An 18,311-nucleotide genomic window follows, 5' to 3' on the forward strand; every position below is an offset into this window, starting at 1 on the left:
CGCTGCCGGGAGGCGTCCCGGCGCGAGGGGCGGCGGCCTGAGCCGCCCGCCGACCCCGAAGGGTCAGCGGGTTGGTAGCGCCCCTTGCCGCCGCATCGTCGTAGGCGATGCGGCAACAGGGAGCTCAAGGAAGGGCAGGGCTGACCTCAGCCCTGTTCGATCATAGGTTCGCGGGAAAGACAGGGGGGCGGGAGGGCCCCGGAGGTTGGCTCGCATGTGCGAGAGAGCGGTCACAGGGACCTCCTTGTCTGAAGACGGCATCCTGCCTGGTCACGTCTTCGCCGAATCCCAAATCCCTTCGCCGAAGCGGCGAATCAGCGGTTCGCGCGCAGCGCTTCGCGAGACCTCTGGGGTCGTCGGTCGAAGCGTGGGGAATGGACTACAGGAGAAGAAGGGCGAAAACGAGCCATGGACGATACCTCTTCGGAGGCCGCGTCTAGTGCGTCTCGGTGACCTTCGACAGCCCGAAGGGGCTGTCCGGGTCGATGCCGCGCAGGAGGGAGACCTCGCGGGCGAGCTGCTGGGCGCGGACGGTCGCGGTGATCGCGGCGAGGCCGTCGGGGATCGAGGTGGGGATCGGGAGGTCGGCGGACGCGTCGGGGGCGATCGTCAGGACCCGGCCGCCGCGGGCGCGGGCGGCGTCGGCGAACTCGGCCACGTCGGCGGCCGCGGGGCCGCCGGCGGCGAGCGTCAGGACCGGCAGCTCGCGCCGCACGACCGCGATCGGGCCGTGCAGGAAGTCGGCGGCCGACGCGCCCTCGGCGAGGATGCCGGTCATCTCCTTCAACTTCAGCGCGGCCTCCAGCGCGGCGCCGAGCAGCAGGCCGCGGGCGATGGCGACGAGGCCCTGGGCGTCCCCGACGACCTCGGCCGCCGCGCGGGCGGGCGCGTCGTCGGCGAGGATCGCTTCCACCGCGTCGGGCAGCGCGGCCCACGCGTCGGCGCTCCAGGGCAGCTCGCTGCCGCCGCTCAGCGCCTCGGCCAACAGCGCGAACGCCGCGAACTGCGCGGTCACGGTCTTGGTCGCCGGGACGGCCTTCTCGGCCCCGGCGGCCGTGTCGATCGTCGCGGCGGCGACGCGCGCGAGCGCGCTGTCGCGGTCGTTGGTGATCGCGACGGTGGTCGCGCCCGCGGCGCCGAAGGACTCGAGGACCGAGACGATCTCCGGCGTCCGGCCGGACTGCGAGACGCCGACGGCCAGCCAGCCGTCCAGGCGGTCCTGCACGCCGTAGCGCGTGACCAGCGACGGCGCGGCCAGCGCGACCGGGCGGCGCGTCGCGAGCTCCAGCACGTAGCGGCCGAAGACCGCGGCGTTGTCGGACGAGCCGCGCGCGACCAGGACGATCCCGGTCGGGCCCGCCGGCACGGCGTCGCGCACGTGCGCGGTCAGCTCGTCGCGCCGCGCGGCCAGCGCCGCGAGGACCCGCGGCTGCTCGGCCATCTCCGCGGTCATCTGCGCGCCGGCCGCGGTCACGCGCGGCGCTCCTGGCGCAGCCGGATCTCGTAGCGGTCGCCGCGGAAGAGCGACCACGCGTAGGCCAGCGGCCGGTCGTCGGCGTCGATCAAGATGGTGTGGAACTTCAGGCCCGCGCGGCCAGGCGCGACGCGCAGGAGGTTGGCGTCCTCGCCGACGATCTCGACCGCGACGACGCGCTGGTCGGCCTCCGGGAAGCGCGCGCCGAAGCGCTCCTCCAACACCGTGAACAACGAGGCGCCCTCGAGATCCTCGTCGGCCATCTCGCCGAACCGGTCGGCGGGCAGGAAGGCCTCCTCGAGCGCCATCGGCTCGCCGTCGGCGGTGCGCACGCGGCGGACGCGCACGACGGGTGTGCCGACGTCGATCCCCAGGCGGCGCGAGACGAGGTCGTCGGCCGGCACCGTGCCCTGGCCGAGCACCTGCGACCCAGGCTTGAGCCCCCGCGCGCGCATGTCCTCCGTGAACGACGACAGCGCGGCGGCCTGCGCGACGCGGGCCTCTGCGACGAACGTGCCGCGGCCCTGCACGCGCTCCACCAGCCCCTCCGCCGCGAGCCGGGTGATCTCGGCGCGCACGGTCATCCGCGCGACGTCGTAGCGCTCGGCCAGCTCGCGCTCGGAGGGGAGGGGATCGCCCGGCTTCAGGGCGTCGATCAAGTCCTCCAGGATGGACCTGAGCTGCTCGCCCTTCGGGCTGCGACGGGACAGCTTGCGCGGCAGCTCCGCGCCGGCGGCTGCGCGCCGGCGCGGAGAGTCTGCGGTCTGCCCGTCGCGCGCGGTCACTGGATGCCGGCGTCCTTGCAGGCGCTGGCGTAGGCGGCGGTGCAGATGTCGGCGGGCTTCAGGAACCCGTCCTTGACCACCGTGTCGTTGACGTTGCTCTTGTCGACCGAGAGGGTCGGGACGAGCACCGACGGGACCTGGCCCGCGCCGTTGTCGGTCTTCGCGGTCGCGATGCCCGCGGGGACCGGCTTGCCCTGCGCGAGCGGCACGGCGATCTCGGCCGACTTGCTCGCGATGATCTTCAGCGGCTGGTAGACGGTCTCCAGCTGCTCGCCCTTGAGGATGCGCTGCACGCCCGTCACCTCGGCGTCCTGGCCCGTCACGTAGAACTTGGCCGGGTCCATGCCCGCCGACTTCATCGCGGCGATCGCGCCGCCGGCCATGCCGTCGTTGGCGACGTAGACGCCGTCGAAGCCGGTCTTGCCGAGCGAGGTGATGGACTGCTCCATCTCCTGCTGGGCCTTGTCGGGTGACCAGTCGGGCGTGTCGTAGGACTTGACGATCTTGGCCCCGGCCTGCTTGTAGACCTGCTCGGCGCCCTTCTTGTACGGGGCGGAGTTCGAGTCGGTCGGGGAGCCGTTGATCATCAGGATGCTCGGGTTGGCCTTGCCGGCGGCCTTGAGGGCCTTCAGCTGCTCCTGCGCCTGCTGCTGGCCCACCTTGAACGGATCGATCGACACGTAGTAGTCCAGCGGCGCGTTGGAGACGAGTCGACCGTAGCTGACGACGGGGACCTTCTGCTGCTTGGCGCGGTTGACGATCGCCGCGGCCGAGGCGACGTCGACGGCGTCGAGGACGAGGACCTTGGCGCCCTGCGTCAGCGCGGCCTCAGCCTGCTGCTGCTGCTTGGCGGCGTCCTGGGTCGCGTTCTCGTAGATGACCTCGCACTTGGGGCACAGCTCCTTCACCTTGGCGATGAAGAACGGCTTGTCCTGGTTCTCGTAGCGCGCGGTCTTGTTCTCGGGCAGCAGGAAGGCGATCTTGCCGCCCTTGTCGGCGCTGGACGAGGCGGCCGCGGTGCTGGCGTTCGACGTGGTGCCGCCGTTGTCGTCGTCGGAGCCGCAGCCGGCGCCGACGGCGGCGAGCGCGGTCACCAGCAGGACACCGGCGCCCGCTCGTGGGCTGAACTTCGGGAACATCTCTCCTCCTCGGCAAAAGGTACGTGCCGGGCGAGCCTAGCACCGGTGGTCTAGACCAGCAAGCGGAAGTGGACTACACCAGTTGGAGGCGCGGTGGCGCCGGTCGGCCGAGCGCGCGGCTACGGCGTGCCCACCGAGCTGTCGGGCGTCGCCGGGTTGGGGATCGTCACCGGCGCGTCCGCGGTGCCGGTCGCGGTCCCGGCGTCGCCGGTCGTGCCGGTGCCCGTGCCCGGCGCGGGCGCGGTCGGCTGCGTCTCGGTCGGTGGCGGCGCGCCGGTCGTGTCGGTCGCCTCGGAGGGCACCGTGCCGGTGTCGCGCGGCGACGGCTTGGCCGGCGGCGTGGGCGCGTGCTGCCGCTGCGCGCTCGCCGCGGCAGCGGCCGCGGCCGGCGGCGCGGCCACCGGCGACGACGCCGCCGCGACCGGCGCCCTGCGGTGCCCGCCCGGCGAGCGATGGTGCCCGTGCAGCGTCACCGACCGCATCGGCGCCGCGCTCTCCGGCGAGGTGGCGGTCGTGCGCGCCGCGCTCGGGCGCGCGCCGGCGTCGCCACCGTCGTCCGAGCGGACCAGCAGCACCACGGCGAGCGCCACGACGGCACCGGTGATGAAGCAGAGGAGATTGCGGGGCATCACGACATCGACCCCAACGATTGTGACGCGCCGAAGGTGACGCGGTCGTCACCGCGGACATCAGCCGGTATGTTTGACACCCCGTCAGCAACCAGGAGAGGGACGGATGGCAGCCATCGAGGAGACGGTGCACGAGCCCGTCGCCGCCAAGAACGAGTTCGCGGTCGAGAACCCGGCCACGGGCGAGGTCATCGCCCACTGCCCGGACCTGGGCGCCGAGGCCATCGCGGCCATGGCCAAGCGCGGCCGCGAGGTCCAGCCCGCCTGGGAGGCCCTCGGCTTCGAGGGGCGCGCGCGGATCCTCAAGCGCATGCAGAAGTGGGTGATCGACCACCAGGAGGAGATCATCGCGGTCATCCGGTCCGAGACCGGCAAGACCTACGAGGACGCCCTGATCGCCGAGATCTCCTACGGCGCCGCCGCGTTCGGCTTCTGGGCCACCAACGCCGAGAAGTACCTGGCCGACGAGAAGGTCAAGTCCTCCGCCATCCTGGTCAAGGGCAAGAAGCTGCTGCTGCGCTATCGCCCGCTCGGCCTCGTCGGCGTCATCGGCCCGTGGAACTACCCGCTCACCAACTCGTTCGGCGACTGCGTCCCGGCGCTGGCCGCGGGCAACGCCGTGATCCTCAAGCCGTCGGAGATCACGCCGCTGACGAGCCTCAAGCTCGCCGAGGGCCTGAAGGAGTGCGGCATCCCGGACGGCGTCTTCCAGGTCGCGACCGGCCTGGGCGCCACCGGCGCCGCGCTGGTCGACCAGGTCGACATGATCATGTTCACCGGCTCCACCGCGACCGGCAAGAAGGTCATGGCCAAGGCGGCCGAGACGCTCACGCCCGTCTCGCTCGAGCTCGGCGGCAAGGACCCGATGATCGTCCTGGCCGACGCCGACGTCGAGCGCGCCGCGAACACCGCCCTGTACTACGGCATGCTCAACGGCGGCCAGACCTGCATCTCGGTCGAGCGCGTCTACGTCGAGGAGCCGGTCTACGACGCCTTCGTCGCCAAGGTCACCGAGAAGGCCCGCGCGCTGCGCCAGGGCACGGGCGCGGCCGGGTCGGTCGACGTCGGGTCGATGACGTTCCCGCCGCAGGTCGACATCGTCGAGCGCCACGTCGAGGACGCCAAGGCCAAGGGCGCGACGGTCCTGGTCGGCGGCTCGCGCGGCAAGAAGTCGGACCCCACCCACCCCGGCTACTGGTACGAGCCGACGATCCTCGTCGACGTCGACCACACCATGTCGGCGATGACCGAGGAGACGTTCGGGCCGACGCTGCCGATCATGAAGGTCCGCGACGAGGAGGAGGCGATCCGCCTCGCCAACGACTCGCCCTACGGGCTGGGCGCGTCGGTCTTCGGCAAGGACACCAAGCACGCCGAGGCCGTCGCCCGCCGCGTCGAGGCCGGCGCGGTCTGCGTCAACGACGCGCTGGTCAACTACAGCGCGCTGGAGCTGCCGATGGGCGGCGCGAAGGCGTCGGGCCTCGGCTCGCGCCACGGCGCCGGCGGCATCCGCAAGTACTGCCAGCAGCAGGCCATCCTCGTCACGCGCTTCGCGACGAAGAAGGACCCGCACATGTACCCGTACAGCGCGAAGATGACGGCCCGCCTGGGCAAGTTCTTCTCCTTCCTGTACGGGCGCGGCAACCGCGACTAGCTCAGCTCGGGGATGCGCCGCCGCCGCCCCAGCGCGCGGCGGCGGCGCGCTCCAGCATCAGCTCGCGCTCACGGGCGTTGCGCGTCATCCCCGCCGCCCGCGTGAAGTCCGCGTGCGCCTCGGGGTAGCGGCCCAGCTTGCACAGCAGGTCGCCGCGCACGCTCAGGACCAGGTGGTAGTCCTTCAGCACGTCCGCCGCGATGACCGCGTCGATGACGCGCAGCCCCGACAGCGGGCCGAACGCGAAGCCGACCGCGACCGCGCGGTTGACCTCCAGCACGGGCGACGGCGCGATCCGCGCCAGCGCCTCGTAGAGCGCGGCGATCTTGACCCAGTCGGTCTCCGCCGCCGTGCGCGCCCGCGCGTGGCACGCGGCGATCGCCGCCTGCAGCGTGTACGGCCCGGCCGGCGCCGGCAGGCCCAGCGCGGTGTCCAGCGACGCGAGCCCGCGCGTGACCAGCAGCCGGTCCCAGCGGGCGCGGTCCTGGTCGAGCAGCAGGATCGGGGCGCCGCCGGCCGCGGTCCGCGCGCGGAGCCGCGAGGCCTGCAGCTCCAACAGCGACAACAACCCGTGGACCTCGGGCTCGCGCGGCTCGAGCGACGCCAGGATCCGGGCCAGGCGCAGCGCGTCGAAGCACAGGTCCGGCCGCAGCCAGTCGTCGCCCGCCGTCGCCGCGTAGCCCTCGTTGAAGATGAGGTAGACGACCTCCAGGACGGAGGCCAGCCGCGGCGCCAGCTCGTCGCCTTCCGGGATCGCGAACCCGACGCCGGACTCCGCCAGCGTGCGCTTGGCGCGCACGACGCGCTGCTGGACCGTCGCCTCGCTGGTCAGGAACGCGCGCGCGATCTCGTCGGTCCTCAGCCCGCCGAGCATCCGCAGCGTCAGCGCGATCCGCGCCTGCGGTCCGAGCACCGGATGGCAGCAGGTGAAGATCAGCGCCAGCAGGCCGTCGCCGATCTCGTCCTCGACCGACGCGGCCACGATGTCGCCCTGCAGCGCCATCGCGAGCCCGACGTCGAAGGCCAGCTCCTCCTGCTTGCGCTCGAGGTTGGCCGCCCGGCGGAACTGGTCGATGGCGCGGCGCTTGGCCGTCGCCATCAACCAGGCGCCCGGGTTGTCGGGCACGCCGTCGCGCGGCCAGCGCTCCAGCGCCGCGACCAGCGCGTCCTGCGCGAGGTCTTCGGCGCGGCCGACGTCGCGCGTCATCCGCGCGAGGCCGGCGATCAGCCGCGGCGACTCGATGCGCCAGACCGCGTCGATCGCCCGCCGGGCGCGCTCGGCGTCGTCAGCCACCGAGTCCTACAGGTCGGACGTCTGCTCAGGCGGCGTCGCCGACAGCTCGCCGGCCGCGTCCTGGAGCTCGGCCGGGAAGTCCGACATCTCGAAGATCTGGCGCAGCTCGATCTTCGTGCCCGGCTCCGCGGGGACGCGCGTCGCCCACTCGACCGCCTCCTCCTTGGACTTGGTCTGGATGATCCAGTAGCCGCCGACGACCTCCTTGGCCTCGGCGAACGGCCCGTCGACGACGTCGGCCTTGCCGTCGGCGCCGAACGTGATCGTGGCGCCCTTGGACGGCGGCTGCAGGCCGTCGAGGGCGAGCAGCACGCCCGCCTGCGTCAGCTCCTCGTTGTACCGCATCATCGGCGCGACGTCGGCCTCGGTCGGCTCGAAGTTCTCGTCGCCGGGCTCGACCTTGATGAACATCATGAAGCGCATGGGGGTGATCCTCCGTGTCGGTTCAGGGTGGCTTCTACCGAGGGCGACGATCGGCCGCGGGTGAGATCGACAACGGGCGCCGAGTTGGCGCGTTGGCGCTCAACCGAGCTCGTCGACGAGCCGCAGCAGGTCGAGCGGGCTGAACGGCTTGGTGAGGAAGAGGTCGGCGCCGGCGGTGCGGGCGCGCGTCTCGTTCTCCTGCGCGCCGGCGGCGGTCAGCATCACGATCGTCGCCTTGGCGGCGCCGTTGTCCTGCGCGCGGATCAGGCGGCACGCCTCGATGCCGTCCATGCGCGGCATGTCGATGTCGAGGAACACGAGCTCGGGATGGACCTCGTTGGCGCGCTCGACGGCCTCGACGCCGTTGGCGGCCTCGTGCAGCTGGAAGCCGGCGACGTCCTCCAAGGTCGTCGAGACGAGCTTCCGGATGAACGGGTCGTCGTCGACGATCAGGACGCTACGCATCGCCGACCTCGACCTGGATGCGCGCCAGGCGCTCGGGCGTGATCTCGAGGAACGCGTCGACCACCTCGGGGTCGAACTGCGTGCCGGAGCACTCCCGGATCATGGCGCGCGCCTCGACGATCTCCGACGGCGCCCGATACGGGCGCACCGTCGTCAGGGCGTCGAGGACGTCGGCCACCGCGAACACGCGCGCGCTCAGCGGGATCAGCTCGCCCGCCAGGCCGTCCGGGTACCCGGCGCCGTCCCAGCGCTCGTGGTGGTGGCGGACGACGAGCTTTGCCTCGCCGAGGAATTCGATCTCGCGCAGGATCTCCCACCCGACGAGCGGATGGCGCTCCATCAGCGTGCGCTCCTCGGGCGTCAGCGGCTCCGGCTTCCAGAGGATCGAGTCCGGGACCGCGACCTTGCCGACGTCGTGCAGCAGGAACCCGAACTCGACCTCGGGGTCCTCGCTGAACGGCGCGTCGAGCACCTTCGCGATCTCCATGCCGTAGGCGGCGACCCGCTCGGCGTGCTTGCCGGTGTAGGCGTCGCGCGCCTCGACGGCGTTGCACAGCGCCCGCACCGTGGCCATGTAGGACCGGCGCAGCTCGTGGCGGCGCTCGCGCTCGCGCTTGAACGTCTCGCGCAGATCGGCCGCGTAGCGCTCGAGCTGCTGCTCCTTCTCGGCCGCCGATCGCTCGACCGTCGCCAGCCGTTCTTGCAGCACCGAGACGTCGGTGGTGGTCCCCTTGCCAGGCATCGCTCGCCGCCGAGCCTACAAGTCCGCAGCGGCCGTCGGCTGCAACAGCGCCAAGACGGCCGCTCCGGCCTCCTCGACCGGGATCGGCTCGGCGTCCAGCCGGGCCAGCCCGGGAACGCCGTCGCCGTCGGCCGAGACCACGACGACCGAGCGCCGCAGGCGCCGCCCGCGCAGGTCCAGGCCGGCGATGGCGGCCTCGACGTCGGGTAGGCCGGCGTCGACCAGCGCGACCTCGAAGCGCCGTGACGCGCAGAGCCTCGCGGCCTCCAGCGGCGTGGACGCCCATTCGTGCTCGATCGCCAGCTCGTCGAGCGTGCGGCGCAGGTTGGACCGCACGTCCGGCCGGCCGACGGCCAGGACGCGCACGCGGCCGGCCATGACCGCGGAGCCGAGCGCGTCGGCCAGCTCCTCGGCGTCGATCGGCTTGCTGATGACCCACTCGCCCGACAGCGCCTCGCGGCCGGAGAAGACCGAGACGACGACGACCGGCAGCTCGGCCAGGCGCGGGTCGGCGCGCAGCTCGCGCAGCACCTCGAAGCCGGAGACGCCCGGCATCAGGACGTCGAGCGTCATCGCGTCGAAGTCCTCGGCGCGCAGGCGCTCCAGCGCGGTCGCGCCGTCGTGGACGATCTCGCACTCCACGCCGAACGGCTCCAGGCGCTCGGCGATCAGCCGCGCGGTCTCGGGCTCGTCGTCCATCACCAGGACGCGGCGGCCGCGCAGCGCGTCGCTGGGCCGCGTGACCACGCCGGGCTGCGGGGCCGCGGGCAAGGTGATGGCGAACGTCGTGCCCTCGCCGGGCGTTGAGGCGACGTCGATCGTGCCGCCGTGCAGGTCGACCAAGGACTTCACGATCGACAGCCCGAGCCCGGTGCCGGGCGTGCCCGTCGAGCCCGCCCCGCGCGAGAAGCGCTCGAAGACGTGCTCCAGCTCGGCCGGCGTCATGCCGCGGCCGGTGTCGGCGACCTCGATCCGGACACCGCTCGCCCCGTGCGCTCCGGCGCGCAGCGTGAGCGTCCCGCCGTCGTCGGTGTAGAGGTGGGCGTTGGTGACCAGGTTGGTCAACATCTGGCGCAGGCGCGTGGCGTCGGCCAGGACGCGCGGCGTGTCGGCCGCGACGTCGACGTTGACGTCCTGGTCCTTGGTCGTGATGCGGCCGCGCAGGAGCGTGACGACGTCGTCGAGCACCTCGCCGACGTCGACCGGCCGGCGATGGACCTCGACGCGCCCGGCCTCCAGCCGCGCGACGTCGAGCAGGTCGTTGACGAGGTCGACCAGGCGGTTGGTGGAGACCAGGACGATGTCCAGGAACTCGCGCTGGCGGTCGTCCAGGCTGTCGCCCGCGCGCAGCAGCTCGACGAAGCCCTTGATGGAGGTCAGCGGCGAGCGCAGCTCGTGCGAGGCGGTCGCGACGAACTCGCTCTTCAGGCGCTCCAGCCGCGCGCGCTCGGTCGCGTCGCGCAGCGTCCAGACCACGCCGCCGCCGTCGCCGTGCTCCTCCAGGCGCGCGGCGGTGACCGCGAGCGTGCGACCCTCGTGCTCGAGCAGGATCTCGACGCCGACCGCCTCGTCGACCGTCGGCAGCACGACGCCGCCGCGCTCGGGCGGATGGCCGACCTCGAGCTCGGGCGCGAGGCGCAGCGCGCGCGGGTTCGCGGACGCGACGAGGCCTTCGTCGTCGACGATCAGCAGGCCGTCGCCGAGCGAGCGGACCGTGACGGCGAGGCGCCGGCGCTCCGCCTCCAGACGCTCGTTGGCCTCCTCGAGGTCGGTCGCCATCGCGTTGAACGACGTGCCGAGCTGGCGCAGCTCGTCCGGGCCGGTCTGGTCGTTGACGCGCGCGCTGAGGTCGCCGCCCGCGAGCTTCGCGCTCGCGTCGACCAGCGACTCCAGCGGCCGGCGGACGCCGGCGAGCAGCAGCGCGACGAGCGCGATCGCCCCCGCCAGCGCGAGGCCACCGGCCGCGGTGATCGACGCCAGCGCCTGGCGCGAGTCGTCGCGCGCGGCGTCGTCGGCCTTGGCCAGGCGCACGTCCTGGCGCCGGGAGAGCGCGTTGATCGGCGCGCGCGCGGCCAGGGCGGCGCCGGCCGGGGCGTCGGGCTGCCGCAGGCGCGCCTGCGCGGCGCCGGCGGCGTCGACGAGCTTGAGCGACTCCTCGTCGTCGGCGGCGCGCCGGCGCGTGTCGGCCAGCGCCTGGGTGTAGGCGGCCTTCGCGCGCGCCTCGGCGTTGGCGTCGACGTCGCCGCCGCCCCCGGCGCGCAGCGTGGCCTCCTCGACGACGGACGCCGCGAGCAGCTTCCCGGACGACGCCTTGACCTCGAACGCGCGGGCGAGCTGGTCTTCGTAGTGCTGGCGGGAGGAGTACAGCGCGCCCACGCCGAAACCCGCGATCGCCGTGAGAGCGATCGTCAACCCCAAGAGCGCCAGTTGGACCGAGCGCGCGATGGAAAGCCGGCGCACGCGCGTGACGGTACCGGGCCGGGGAGACGTGCGCGCACGGTTTTGGCGTGTATCGCTGCCGGTGGTGCTCGTCGGCGTCGCCGTGGCGGCGGTCGCGACGACCGGCGACGGCGGTGTCGGGCGCGCGCACTACCTGCGTCAGCTGGTGTTCGGCCCGGCCGGGCCGGGCGTCGCGCACCCCGCGCCGGCGACCCGCGCGCGGGGCCTGGCGCTCGGCGCCGTCGCGGTCCCGGCGATCCCGGCGACGCCGGCCGGGGGCTTCACGGCGCGCGCCCTGCCAGGATCCGGCGTGCATGGCCATCGCCCTCGCTCTCGCCGCCGCGGCGTCCTGGGGTCTGTCGGACTTCCTCGCCGGGCTCGCCAGCCGCAGGGTTAGCGTCCCGGTCGTCCTGCTGCTCGTCGAGGGCGGCGGGCTGGTGGTCATCGTCGCGATCACGCTGCTCTCGGGCGCCGCGTTCTTCGACAGCTCGCGGGACTTCTGGTCGGCGATCGCCGGCGGGTTGAGCGGCGTCCTCGGCCTCGGCTGCTTCTACCGCGCGCTGGCGATCGGGACGATGAGCGTGGTCGCCCCGATCTCCTCGGCGGGCGTGGCGCTGCCGGTCGTGGTCGGGATCGCCACCGGCAACCGGCCGTCGGCGCTCACGGCCGTCGGGCTCGCGGCGATCGTCGCCGGCGTGGTGCTCGCCTCGCGCGAGGAGCACGCGGACGCCGCGTCGGCGGAGGCGGGGCGGACGGCGCTGCTGCTCGCGCTGCTGAGCGCCGTCGGCTTCGGCGGGTTCTTCGCGCTGACCGACGCGCCGTCGGACGCGTCGGTGCCGTGGACGCTGGTGTGCGCGCGCTCGGCGGCGCTGCCGTTCGTCGCGGCCGTCATCGCCTACAACAGGCCGGCGTGGCCGGCGCGGCGCCTCGGCCTCGGGATCGCCGCGGTCGGCTGCATCGACCTGGCCGCGACCGCGCTGATCGCCATCGCCAACACCAAGGGCGACCTCAGCGTCGTCTCGGTGCTCGGCGGGATGTACCCGGTCGCGACCGTGCTGCTGGCCGCGGTGGTGCTGCACGAGCGGGTGCGCGCGCCGCAGGTCGTCGGGATCGTGCTGGCGCTCGGCGGCGTGGCGCTGGTGGCGGCGGGATGAGCGCGATGGTCGCGAGCGCGTCGTTCACGTTCGCGCCGCTGCAGCTGGCGCCGGCGGCGATCAGCGCGGGGCTGTACGCCAAGCGGGTGCGGACGCTGCGCGGGACGCCGCGGGCGGTGCCCGGGTGGCGCCAGGCGTCCTTCTACGCCGGCGTCGCGCTGATCGTGGCCGTGCTCGTCTCGCCGCTGTCGACGCTGAGCGACGAGCTGTTCTGGGTGCACATGGTCGAGCACCTGATCATCTCCGACGCGGGCGCGTTGTTGGTGGTGTTGGGCCTGACCGCGCCGGTCATCGCGCCGCTGTTGCGCATCAAGCTGTTCGACCGGCTGCGCGTCCTGGCCCATCCGCTCGTCGCGCTGCCGCTCTGGGCGATCGACCTGTACGCCTGGCACGTCCCGGCGCTGCACGAGGCCGCGCTGCGCCACGACGGCATCCACGCGCTGGAGCACCTGTGCTTCATCTTCTTCAGCGCGAACATGTGGATGTGCCTGCTCGGGCCGCTGCCCCAGCCGGCGTGGTTCGGGACGGCGTGGAAGGCCGGGTACATCGTCGGCGTCCGGCTGTTCGGCGCGATCCTCGCCAACACGCTGCTGTTCGGCAGCACCTTCTACACGGCTTACGCGCCCGGCGAGGCGGCGCACGGCATCACGGCCAAGTCTGACCAGGCGATCGCCGGCGGGATCATGGACATCGAGGCGCCGCTGCTCACGGTCTGCCTGTTCTGCTGGCTGTTCCTGCGCGCGGCGCGCGAGAGCGACGAGCGCCAGGAGCTGCTCGACTACGCGTCGGCCCAGGGCGTCGCGCTGACGCCCGAGCGCGCGGCGCGCGCGGTCTCAGCGGGACGGGGCGGCGAGCTCCGCGCCCGGATCGACCGGGACCGCGGCCGCGGCCGCGACCGCGACTGACGGCGCCATGGTCGAAGCGCGCGTCGGCGCGCGGCGCCATCGCGGTGTCCAAGAGCGACAGCGTGATGACCCCGTCCCCTCTCCACCCCCACGCGAGATCGGCGGTCGACACGCCCACTCAAGGGCGGTCGCCGCCCTGCTCACCGCAGCGGGACGCCCAAGTGCACCTGAAGGCGGCCGATCGTCGCCTCCGGGTCGTGGTGCAGGACGGTCGCCATGCCCAGCGCCGCGGCCGGCTCGAGGTTGAACGGGAGGTCGTCGACCATCACGCAGGCCTCCGGCGCCAGGCCGAGGCGCTCGGCGCCGAGCCGGTACATGCGCGTGTCCGGCTTGCGGAAGCCCTCGTGGCCGGAGACGACGGTCGCGTCGAAGAGCTCGGCGACCAGCTCGGCCGGGTAGCGCAGCTCGCCCCAGGAGTTGGAGACCATCGCGACGCGGACGTCCGCCGCGCGCGCGTGCCTGACCATGTCCACCATGGCGGGCTCGACGGTCGCGCCGGCCATCATGCGGTCGATCAGGCCGTCGGCGCGCTCGTGCGGCAGTCCGAGCGCCTTGGCGAGGTGGCTGGCGAACAGGTCGTCGTTCATCCGGCCCTCCTCGAAGGCGATCAGCGCGTCACGCGTCTCCTCGTCGTGGCGGAACGCCTCGCGCAGCAGGTCGGGCGCCACGCCCTCGGTCGCGCAGAACGCGCCGAACGCCGCGAACAGGTTGGTGGTCATGACCCCGCCCCAGTCGAGGAGCAGGCCCTGGTGGGCGGCTGCGCCGCCGTGGCCGCTCCTCGACTCGTCGAGGAGCAGGCCGGTGTGGTCACTCGCCACGGGTGAGCGCCTCCGCCCGCTCGGCCAGGCCGACGACGCCGTCGCCGAAGGACTTCAGGTACGGGTCGTCGCTCATGCCGGCCGACGCGCGCTTGAAGTTGCCCTCCATGAACACGATCGACTTCCACAGCGCCAGCGTCCGGTACCAGCGGATGTCTGACATCGAGCGCCCGGACCGCTCTTCGTAGCGCGCGACGAGCTCGGCGCGCGTCGGCCAGCCCTCCCCGCGCGTGACCTTGGACAGCTCGAACTTGCCGAGCGACGGGTCGTCGCGCTCGACGTAGAGCGTGCAGAAGTACCCCAGGTCGGCGAGCGGGTCGCCGATCGTCGACATCTCCCAGTCGAGGATCGCGGCGATGCGCGCCGGCGCGGCCGGCTCCAGCAGCACGTTGCCGAGGCGGTAGTCGCCGTGGACGACGGTCGCGGGCGGCGACGTCGGGAGGTTCTGCTTCAGCCACGCGCCGACGACCTCGACGGCCGGGATCTCGCGCGTCTTGTTGTGGTCCCAGAGCCCGAGGAAGCGGCGCAGCTGGCGCTCGAGGTAGCCGTCGGGCTTGCCGAAGCCCTCCAGCCCGGCCGCGCGCCAGTCGACGCCGTGCACCTCGACCATCGCGTCGATCAGGTCGTGCGCCGTGCGCCGCCGCTCCTCGGGCGTGTCGAGCACGGCCGGCATCGCGGTCGTGACGACGAAGCCCTCGACCAGCTCCATCACGTAGAACGGCGCGCCGATCACCGACGCGTCGTCGTTGACGGCCAGGACCCTCGGGACGCGCGCGCGGCCCTCGAGCCCGCGCAGGACGCGCGCCTCGCGCAGCATGTCGTTGGCCGACGGCGGGATCGGCGGCCGCGGCGGGCGGCGCAGCACGAAGCGCGCGCCGCCGCGCTCGAACAGGTACGTGGCGTTGGAGTGGCCGTCGCCGATCGGGCTGATCGTCGGCTCGCCGGCGCCGAGCCCGTGCTCGTCCAAGAACGACAACAACGGCTCGATCACGAGCAGCGGCGGGCGGTCGTTGCCCTCGCCCTCGGCGTGGGTGCGGACGACGTCGTCGGGTGCGATCTCGTGGGGCATCTACGCGAGGTCTCCGGTCGCGGCCTTCGTGGACTCGCCGGACATCGCCAGCTTGAGCAGCTCGCGGGCGATCGTCATGCGGTGCACCTCCGAGGCGCCGTCGTAGATGCGCGCCGCGCGCGCGTCCTGGTAAATGCGGCCGACCGGCAGGTCGAGCGCGATGCCGGCGGCGCCGTGGATCTGCACGGCGCGGTCGGCGATGCGGCCGAAGGCCTCCGACACGAAGGTCTTGGTCATCGCGACCTCCTGGCGGTGGGGGAGGCCGTGCTCCAGCTTCCAGGCCGTGTGCAGGACCATCAGCCGCGAGGCGTAGAGGTCCATCGCGCTGTCGGCGATCATCGCCTGGAGCATCTGGTGGCGCGCGAGCTCCTTGCCGAACGCCCTGCGCTCCAGCAGCCGCGCCGTCGCCAGGTCCAGCGCGCGCTGCGACATCCCGATCCAGCGCATCGCGTGGGCGAGGCGGCCGCCGGCCAGGCGCTTCTGGGCGATGACGAAGCCCTCGCCCTCGGCGCCGAGCAGGTTGCTCGCCGGGACGCGCACGTCGGTCAGCGTGATGATCGGATGGCCGCCGGGCGAGTGGCTGCCCATCCACTCCGGGTCGCGCTCGACGGCCCAGCCGGGCGTGTCGGTCGGGACGAGGATGAGGCTGTAGTTGCGATGGCCGCGCGCCTCGTCGTCGCCCGTCTTGGCCACCACGATGCTGAACGCCGCGCCGATCGCCCCGGTGATGCACCACTTGCGGCCGTTGATGACGTACCCGGTCCCGTCGTCGGACCGGGCGGCCGTCGTCTCCAGGTTCGTGGGGTCGCTGGAGGCGACGTCCGGCTCGGTCATCGCGAAGCACGAGCGGATCGCGCCGTCGGCCAGCGGGCGCAGCCAGCGGTCCTTCTGCTCCTCGCTGCCCGCGATGAGCAGGGTGTGCATGTTGCCCTCGTCGGGCGCCATGCAGTTCATGCCCAGCGCGCCGAGCGGCGCGGTGCCCAGCTCCTGCGAGATCAGGGCCATGCCCAGCGCGCCGATGCCCACTCCGCCGTACTCCTCGGGCAGGTGCGGGGTGAAGATCCCGCGCTCGCGCGCCCGGTCGCGCAGCCGCTCGACGACCGCCCACGAGCCCAGCACGTCGTCGGGGTCGGCGATCTCGGACTCGGCCGGGATGACGTCCTCCGAGATGTAGGCCTTGATCCGGCCCAGGAGCTCGGTGAGCTCCGGCGGCACGGTGAAGTCGATCACAACAGGTCCTCCAACAGGGATCGGAACTTGGCGACCCACCGGCGCTGCTGCGCCGGCGGCTCGAGCTGCTGGGTCAGGAAGCCGGCCAACGCGGCGTTGACGGTGAGCCCGACGGCCTCGGCGTCGAGCGTCGCGTCGATCGAGCCGTCGCGCTGACCCTGGCGCACGAGGTCGATCATGAACTCGCGCTGGTTGCCCTGCATGCGCCGGGCGATGTCGGCGAGCGCCGGGCGGTCGGCCGCGGCGGCGACGTGCAGCGAGCCGAGCACGCGGTAGAACGGCGTGCCGGACGCGTAGAGCCGCGCGCTGGCGTCGACCAGCGCGAGCAGCCGCGCGCGCCCGTCGCCGGCGGCCGACGCCGCCACGACGCGCTCGGCGTGGCGGCGGATCGCCTCCTTGTAGACGGCCTCCACCAGCCCCTCCTTGGAGCCGAAGTGGTGGTACAGCGCGCCCTTGGTCACGCCCACGTCGGCGGCCACGGCGTCGAACGAGGCGCCCAGCCCGTCGGCCGCGAAGCGCTCGATCGCGGCGTCGATGAGGCGGGTGCGCGTGACCTGCGCGGCTGCGGCCCGACTTGCCATACCTACTCGAAGGTATGTGAGATGCCGGCCCAACGCAACTCTCACGCGAGCCCCACAGAGCGCTCACGCAACTTCTCTCGTCGCTAGCGTGTCCTCCTTCGTGATGACCGCTCTTCGACGCCTGCTCCCCCTCGCGCTCCTCCTCGTCCTGCTCGCGGCCGTGCCCGCCGCGCACGCCAACAAGACGGAGGAGGTCACGTTCGAGGCGCCCCGCGACCTCTTCGACCCCACGCACCGCGAGGCGGCGTTCGACGAGATCGACTCGCTCGGCGCCCACGCGCTGCGCATCGTCCTGTACTGGAAGGACGTCGCGCCCGACCACGACTCGCGCATCAAGCCCAAGCTCGACATGGCCGACCCGTCGGTCTACGACTGGTCCAAGTACCAGCCGGTGCTCGACGAGGCCAAGGCCCGCGGCTGGACCGTGCAGGTCACCGCGTCCGGCCCGGTGCCGCGCTGGGCGACCAACGGCGCCGTCGACAACACGACGCGGCCGAGCCCGAACGAGTTCCGCATGTTCATGACCGCGCTGTCCAAGCACTTCGGCAGCGAGGTCGCGCGCTGGTCGATCTGGAACGAGCCCAACCACCCGGACTTCCTCGGGCCGCAGTACGACTCCAAGCAGCGCCCGGCGTCGCCGAAGATCTACCGCGGGCTCTACGCCGCCGCGCTGCGCGGCCTGGCCGCCGCCGGCGACACGAAGCCGGTCCTGATGGGCGAGACCGCGCCGACCGGCACGGGCAAGGACGTCGCGCCGCTCACGTTCCTGCGCGGCGCGCTGTGCCTGAACGACGACTACAAGAAGTCGGGCAAGTGCGACAAGCTGCGCGTGGACGGCTACGCCCACCACGCCTACACCAACCGCAGCGGCCCGCTCTACGTCTCGCCCGGGCCCAACAACGTGATGATCGGCTCGCTCTCGCGCCTGACCAAGGCCTTGGACAAGGCCGCGGCCGCGGGCGTCGTCAAGAAGAGCCTGCCCGTGTACCTGACCGAGTTCGGCATCCAGTCCACGCCGGACCCGTACGTCGGCGTCAGCCTCCAGCGCCAGGCCGAGTACCGCTCGTACTCGGAGCGCATCGCCTATTACAACCCGCGCGTGCGGGCGTTCTCGCAGTACCTGCTCACCGACGACGAGCCCAAGGGCGACACGCCGGAGCAGAAGTACAGCGGCTTCGAGTCCGGCCTGCGCACGGCGGCGGGCAAGGCCAAGCCGTCGCTCGACGGCTTCCGGCTCCCGCTCGTCGCCAAGAAGACCGCGGGGTCGACCAAGGTCTCGCTGTGGGGCCTGGCCCGGCCGGCCGGCGGCGTGACGAAGGTCACCGTCCAGCAGGCGGCCAACGGCAAGGCGTTCTCGACGCTGAAGACCGTGACGACCGACGCCGGCGGCTACTGGACGCTGTCGGCGAGCCTCGGCTCCAGCACCCGCGCCTGGCGCGTGAAGTGGACCGACGCGCAGGGCAAGACCTGGACGGGTCCCGCCACGCGCGCCATGGGCAAGTAGCCCGCG

The 18,311-nt window shown here is 73.0% G+C and carries 17 protein-coding genes; 4 read left to right on the forward strand and 13 right to left on the reverse strand.

The features are described 5' to 3' along the window. Positions 1-436: 436 nt before the first annotated feature. The 4 genes from DSM104299_RS03410 to DSM104299_RS03425 all read right to left on the reverse strand — a co-directional run bounded on the left by DSM104299_RS03410 (position 437) and on the right by DSM104299_RS03425 (position 4,027). Positions 437-1,474, reverse strand: a complete 1,038-nt coding sequence (locus DSM104299_RS03410; protein ID WP_272475888.1) for an SIS domain-containing protein — start codon at positions 1,472-1,474, stop codon at positions 437-439. Then, the gene (locus DSM104299_RS03415) at positions 1,471-2,133 is read right to left on the reverse strand and encodes a GntR family transcriptional regulator (protein ID WP_272475889.1); all 663 of its coding nucleotides are present in this window, start codon (positions 2,131-2,133) and stop codon (positions 1,471-1,473) included. The genes DSM104299_RS03410 and DSM104299_RS03415 overlap by 4 nt, the downstream gene beginning before the upstream one ends. A 122-nt stretch (positions 2,134-2,255) precedes the next feature. Continuing rightward, positions 2,256-3,398 carry a substrate-binding domain-containing protein gene (locus DSM104299_RS03420; protein WP_272475890.1) on the reverse strand — a complete coding sequence of 381 codons (1,143 nt, stop codon included), beginning with the start codon at positions 3,396-3,398 and terminating at the stop codon, positions 2,256-2,258. A 119-nt stretch (positions 3,399-3,517) separates the two neighbouring features. Then, positions 3,518-4,027: a hypothetical protein gene (locus DSM104299_RS03425; protein WP_272475891.1), complete on the reverse strand. Its 510-nt coding sequence runs from the start codon at positions 4,025-4,027 to the stop codon at positions 3,518-3,520. A 106-nt stretch (positions 4,028-4,133) separates the two neighbouring features. Here DSM104299_RS03425 and DSM104299_RS03430 point away from each other — a divergent pair, with 106 nt between their 5' ends. Further along, positions 4,134-5,681: an aldehyde dehydrogenase family protein gene (locus DSM104299_RS03430; RefSeq protein WP_272475892.1), complete on the forward strand. Its 1,548-nt coding sequence runs from the start codon at positions 4,134-4,136 to the stop codon at positions 5,679-5,681. Between the two features lies 1 nt (position 5,682). Here DSM104299_RS03430 and DSM104299_RS03435 read toward each other — a convergent pair whose 3' ends face one another. The 5 genes from DSM104299_RS03435 to DSM104299_RS03455 all read right to left on the reverse strand — a co-directional run bounded on the left by DSM104299_RS03435 (position 5,683) and on the right by DSM104299_RS03455 (position 11,065). Further along, entirely contained in the window at positions 5,683-6,975 is a 1,293-nt protein-coding gene (locus DSM104299_RS03435; RefSeq protein WP_272475893.1) for an RNA polymerase sigma factor, read from the reverse strand. Between the two features lie 6 nt (positions 6,976-6,981). Then, entirely contained in the window at positions 6,982-7,398 is a 417-nt protein-coding gene (locus DSM104299_RS03440) for a YciI family protein (protein ID WP_272475894.1), read from the reverse strand. A 99-nt stretch (positions 7,399-7,497) separates the two neighbouring features. Next, a complete protein-coding gene (locus DSM104299_RS03445) occupies positions 7,498-7,863 on the reverse strand; it encodes a response regulator (protein WP_272475895.1) in 366 nt (121 codons plus the stop codon). Then, a complete protein-coding gene (locus DSM104299_RS03450) occupies positions 7,856-8,605 on the reverse strand; it encodes an HD-GYP domain-containing protein (protein WP_272475896.1) in 750 nt (249 codons plus the stop codon). Before DSM104299_RS03450 ends, DSM104299_RS03445 begins: the two co-directional genes overlap by 8 nt. Positions 8,606-8,620: 15 nt before the next feature. Continuing rightward, positions 8,621-11,065 (reverse strand): hybrid sensor histidine kinase/response regulator, encoded by a 2,445-nt coding sequence (locus tag DSM104299_RS03455; protein WP_272475897.1) that lies wholly within the window; start codon positions 11,063-11,065, stop codon positions 8,621-8,623. A 293-nt stretch (positions 11,066-11,358) separates the two neighbouring features. Here DSM104299_RS03455 and DSM104299_RS03460 point away from each other — a divergent pair, with 293 nt between their 5' ends. Next, entirely contained in the window at positions 11,359-12,198 is an 840-nt protein-coding gene (locus DSM104299_RS03460) for an EamA family transporter (protein WP_272475898.1), read from the forward strand. Beyond that, positions 12,195-13,103, forward strand: coding sequence for a cytochrome c oxidase assembly protein (locus DSM104299_RS03465; protein WP_272475899.1), 909 nt, complete (start codon positions 12,195-12,197; stop codon positions 13,101-13,103). The genes DSM104299_RS03460 and DSM104299_RS03465 overlap by 4 nt, the downstream gene beginning before the upstream one ends. 140 nt (positions 13,104-13,243) lie before the next feature. Here DSM104299_RS03465 and DSM104299_RS03470 read toward each other — a convergent pair whose 3' ends face one another. Genes DSM104299_RS03470 through DSM104299_RS03485 form a run of 4 tightly spaced genes read right to left on the reverse strand, consistent with a single transcriptional unit; the run spans position 13,244 to position 16,801 of the window. Next, positions 13,244-13,921, reverse strand: coding sequence for an HAD family hydrolase (locus DSM104299_RS03470; protein ID WP_272475900.1), 678 nt, complete (start codon positions 13,919-13,921; stop codon positions 13,244-13,246). Next, entirely contained in the window at positions 13,911-14,990 is a 1,080-nt protein-coding gene (locus tag DSM104299_RS03475; protein WP_272475901.1) for a phosphotransferase family protein, read from the reverse strand. The genes DSM104299_RS03470 and DSM104299_RS03475 overlap by 11 nt, the downstream gene beginning before the upstream one ends. After that, positions 14,991-16,220: an acyl-CoA dehydrogenase family protein gene (locus tag DSM104299_RS03480; protein WP_272475902.1), complete on the reverse strand. Its 1,230-nt coding sequence runs from the start codon at positions 16,218-16,220 to the stop codon at positions 14,991-14,993. Beyond that, on the reverse strand, positions 16,217-16,801 hold the full coding sequence (locus tag DSM104299_RS03485; RefSeq protein WP_272475903.1) for a TetR/AcrR family transcriptional regulator: 585 nt from the start codon (positions 16,799-16,801) through the stop codon (positions 16,217-16,219). The genes DSM104299_RS03480 and DSM104299_RS03485 overlap by 4 nt, the downstream gene beginning before the upstream one ends. Positions 16,802-16,904: 103 nt before the next feature. On the opposite strand from DSM104299_RS03485, the gene DSM104299_RS03490 reads away from it, so the two are divergent. Then, complete coding sequence (locus DSM104299_RS03490) at positions 16,905-18,305, forward strand: hypothetical protein (protein ID WP_272475904.1); 1,401 nt, start codon at positions 16,905-16,907, stop codon at positions 18,303-18,305. Positions 18,306-18,311: the final 6 nt, after the last annotated feature.

It is taken from the genome of Baekduia alba (genome assembly GCF_028416635.1).
Classification (GTDB): domain Bacteria; phylum Actinomycetota; class Thermoleophilia; order Solirubrobacterales; family Solirubrobacteraceae; genus Baekduia; species Baekduia alba.

Bases quoted from the DNA above. Each gene is read 5' to 3' on its own strand.
- DSM104299_RS03485 (WP_272475903.1), bottom strand. From the start codon at position 16,801: ATGGCAAGTCGGGCCGCAGCCGCGCAGGTCACGCGCACCCGCCTCATC.
- DSM104299_RS03425 (WP_272475891.1), bottom strand. From the start codon at position 4,027: ATGCCCCGCAATCTCCTCTGCTTCATCACCGGTGCCGTCGTGGCGCTC.
- DSM104299_RS03420 (WP_272475890.1), bottom strand. From the start codon at position 3,398: ATGTTCCCGAAGTTCAGCCCACGAGCGGGCGCCGGTGTCCTGCTGGTG.
- DSM104299_RS03450 (WP_272475896.1), bottom strand. From the start codon at position 8,605: ATGCCTGGCAAGGGGACCACCACCGACGTCTCGGTGCTGCAAGAACGG.
- DSM104299_RS03430 (WP_272475892.1), top strand. From the start codon at position 4,134: ATGGCAGCCATCGAGGAGACGGTGCACGAGCCCGTCGCCGCCAAGAAC.
- DSM104299_RS03460 (WP_272475898.1), top strand. From the start codon at position 11,359: ATGGCCATCGCCCTCGCTCTCGCCGCCGCGGCGTCCTGGGGTCTGTCG.
- DSM104299_RS03490 (WP_272475904.1), top strand. From the start codon at position 16,905: ATGACCGCTCTTCGACGCCTGCTCCCCCTCGCGCTCCTCCTCGTCCTG.
- DSM104299_RS03440 (WP_272475894.1), bottom strand. From the start codon at position 7,398: ATGCGCTTCATGATGTTCATCAAGGTCGAGCCCGGCGACGAGAACTTC.
- DSM104299_RS03465 (WP_272475899.1), top strand. From the start codon at position 12,195: ATGAGCGCGATGGTCGCGAGCGCGTCGTTCACGTTCGCGCCGCTGCAG.
- DSM104299_RS03445 (WP_272475895.1), bottom strand. From the start codon at position 7,863: ATGCGTAGCGTCCTGATCGTCGACGACGACCCGTTCATCCGGAAGCTC.
- DSM104299_RS03475 (WP_272475901.1), bottom strand. From the start codon at position 14,990: ATGCCCCACGAGATCGCACCCGACGACGTCGTCCGCACCCACGCCGAG.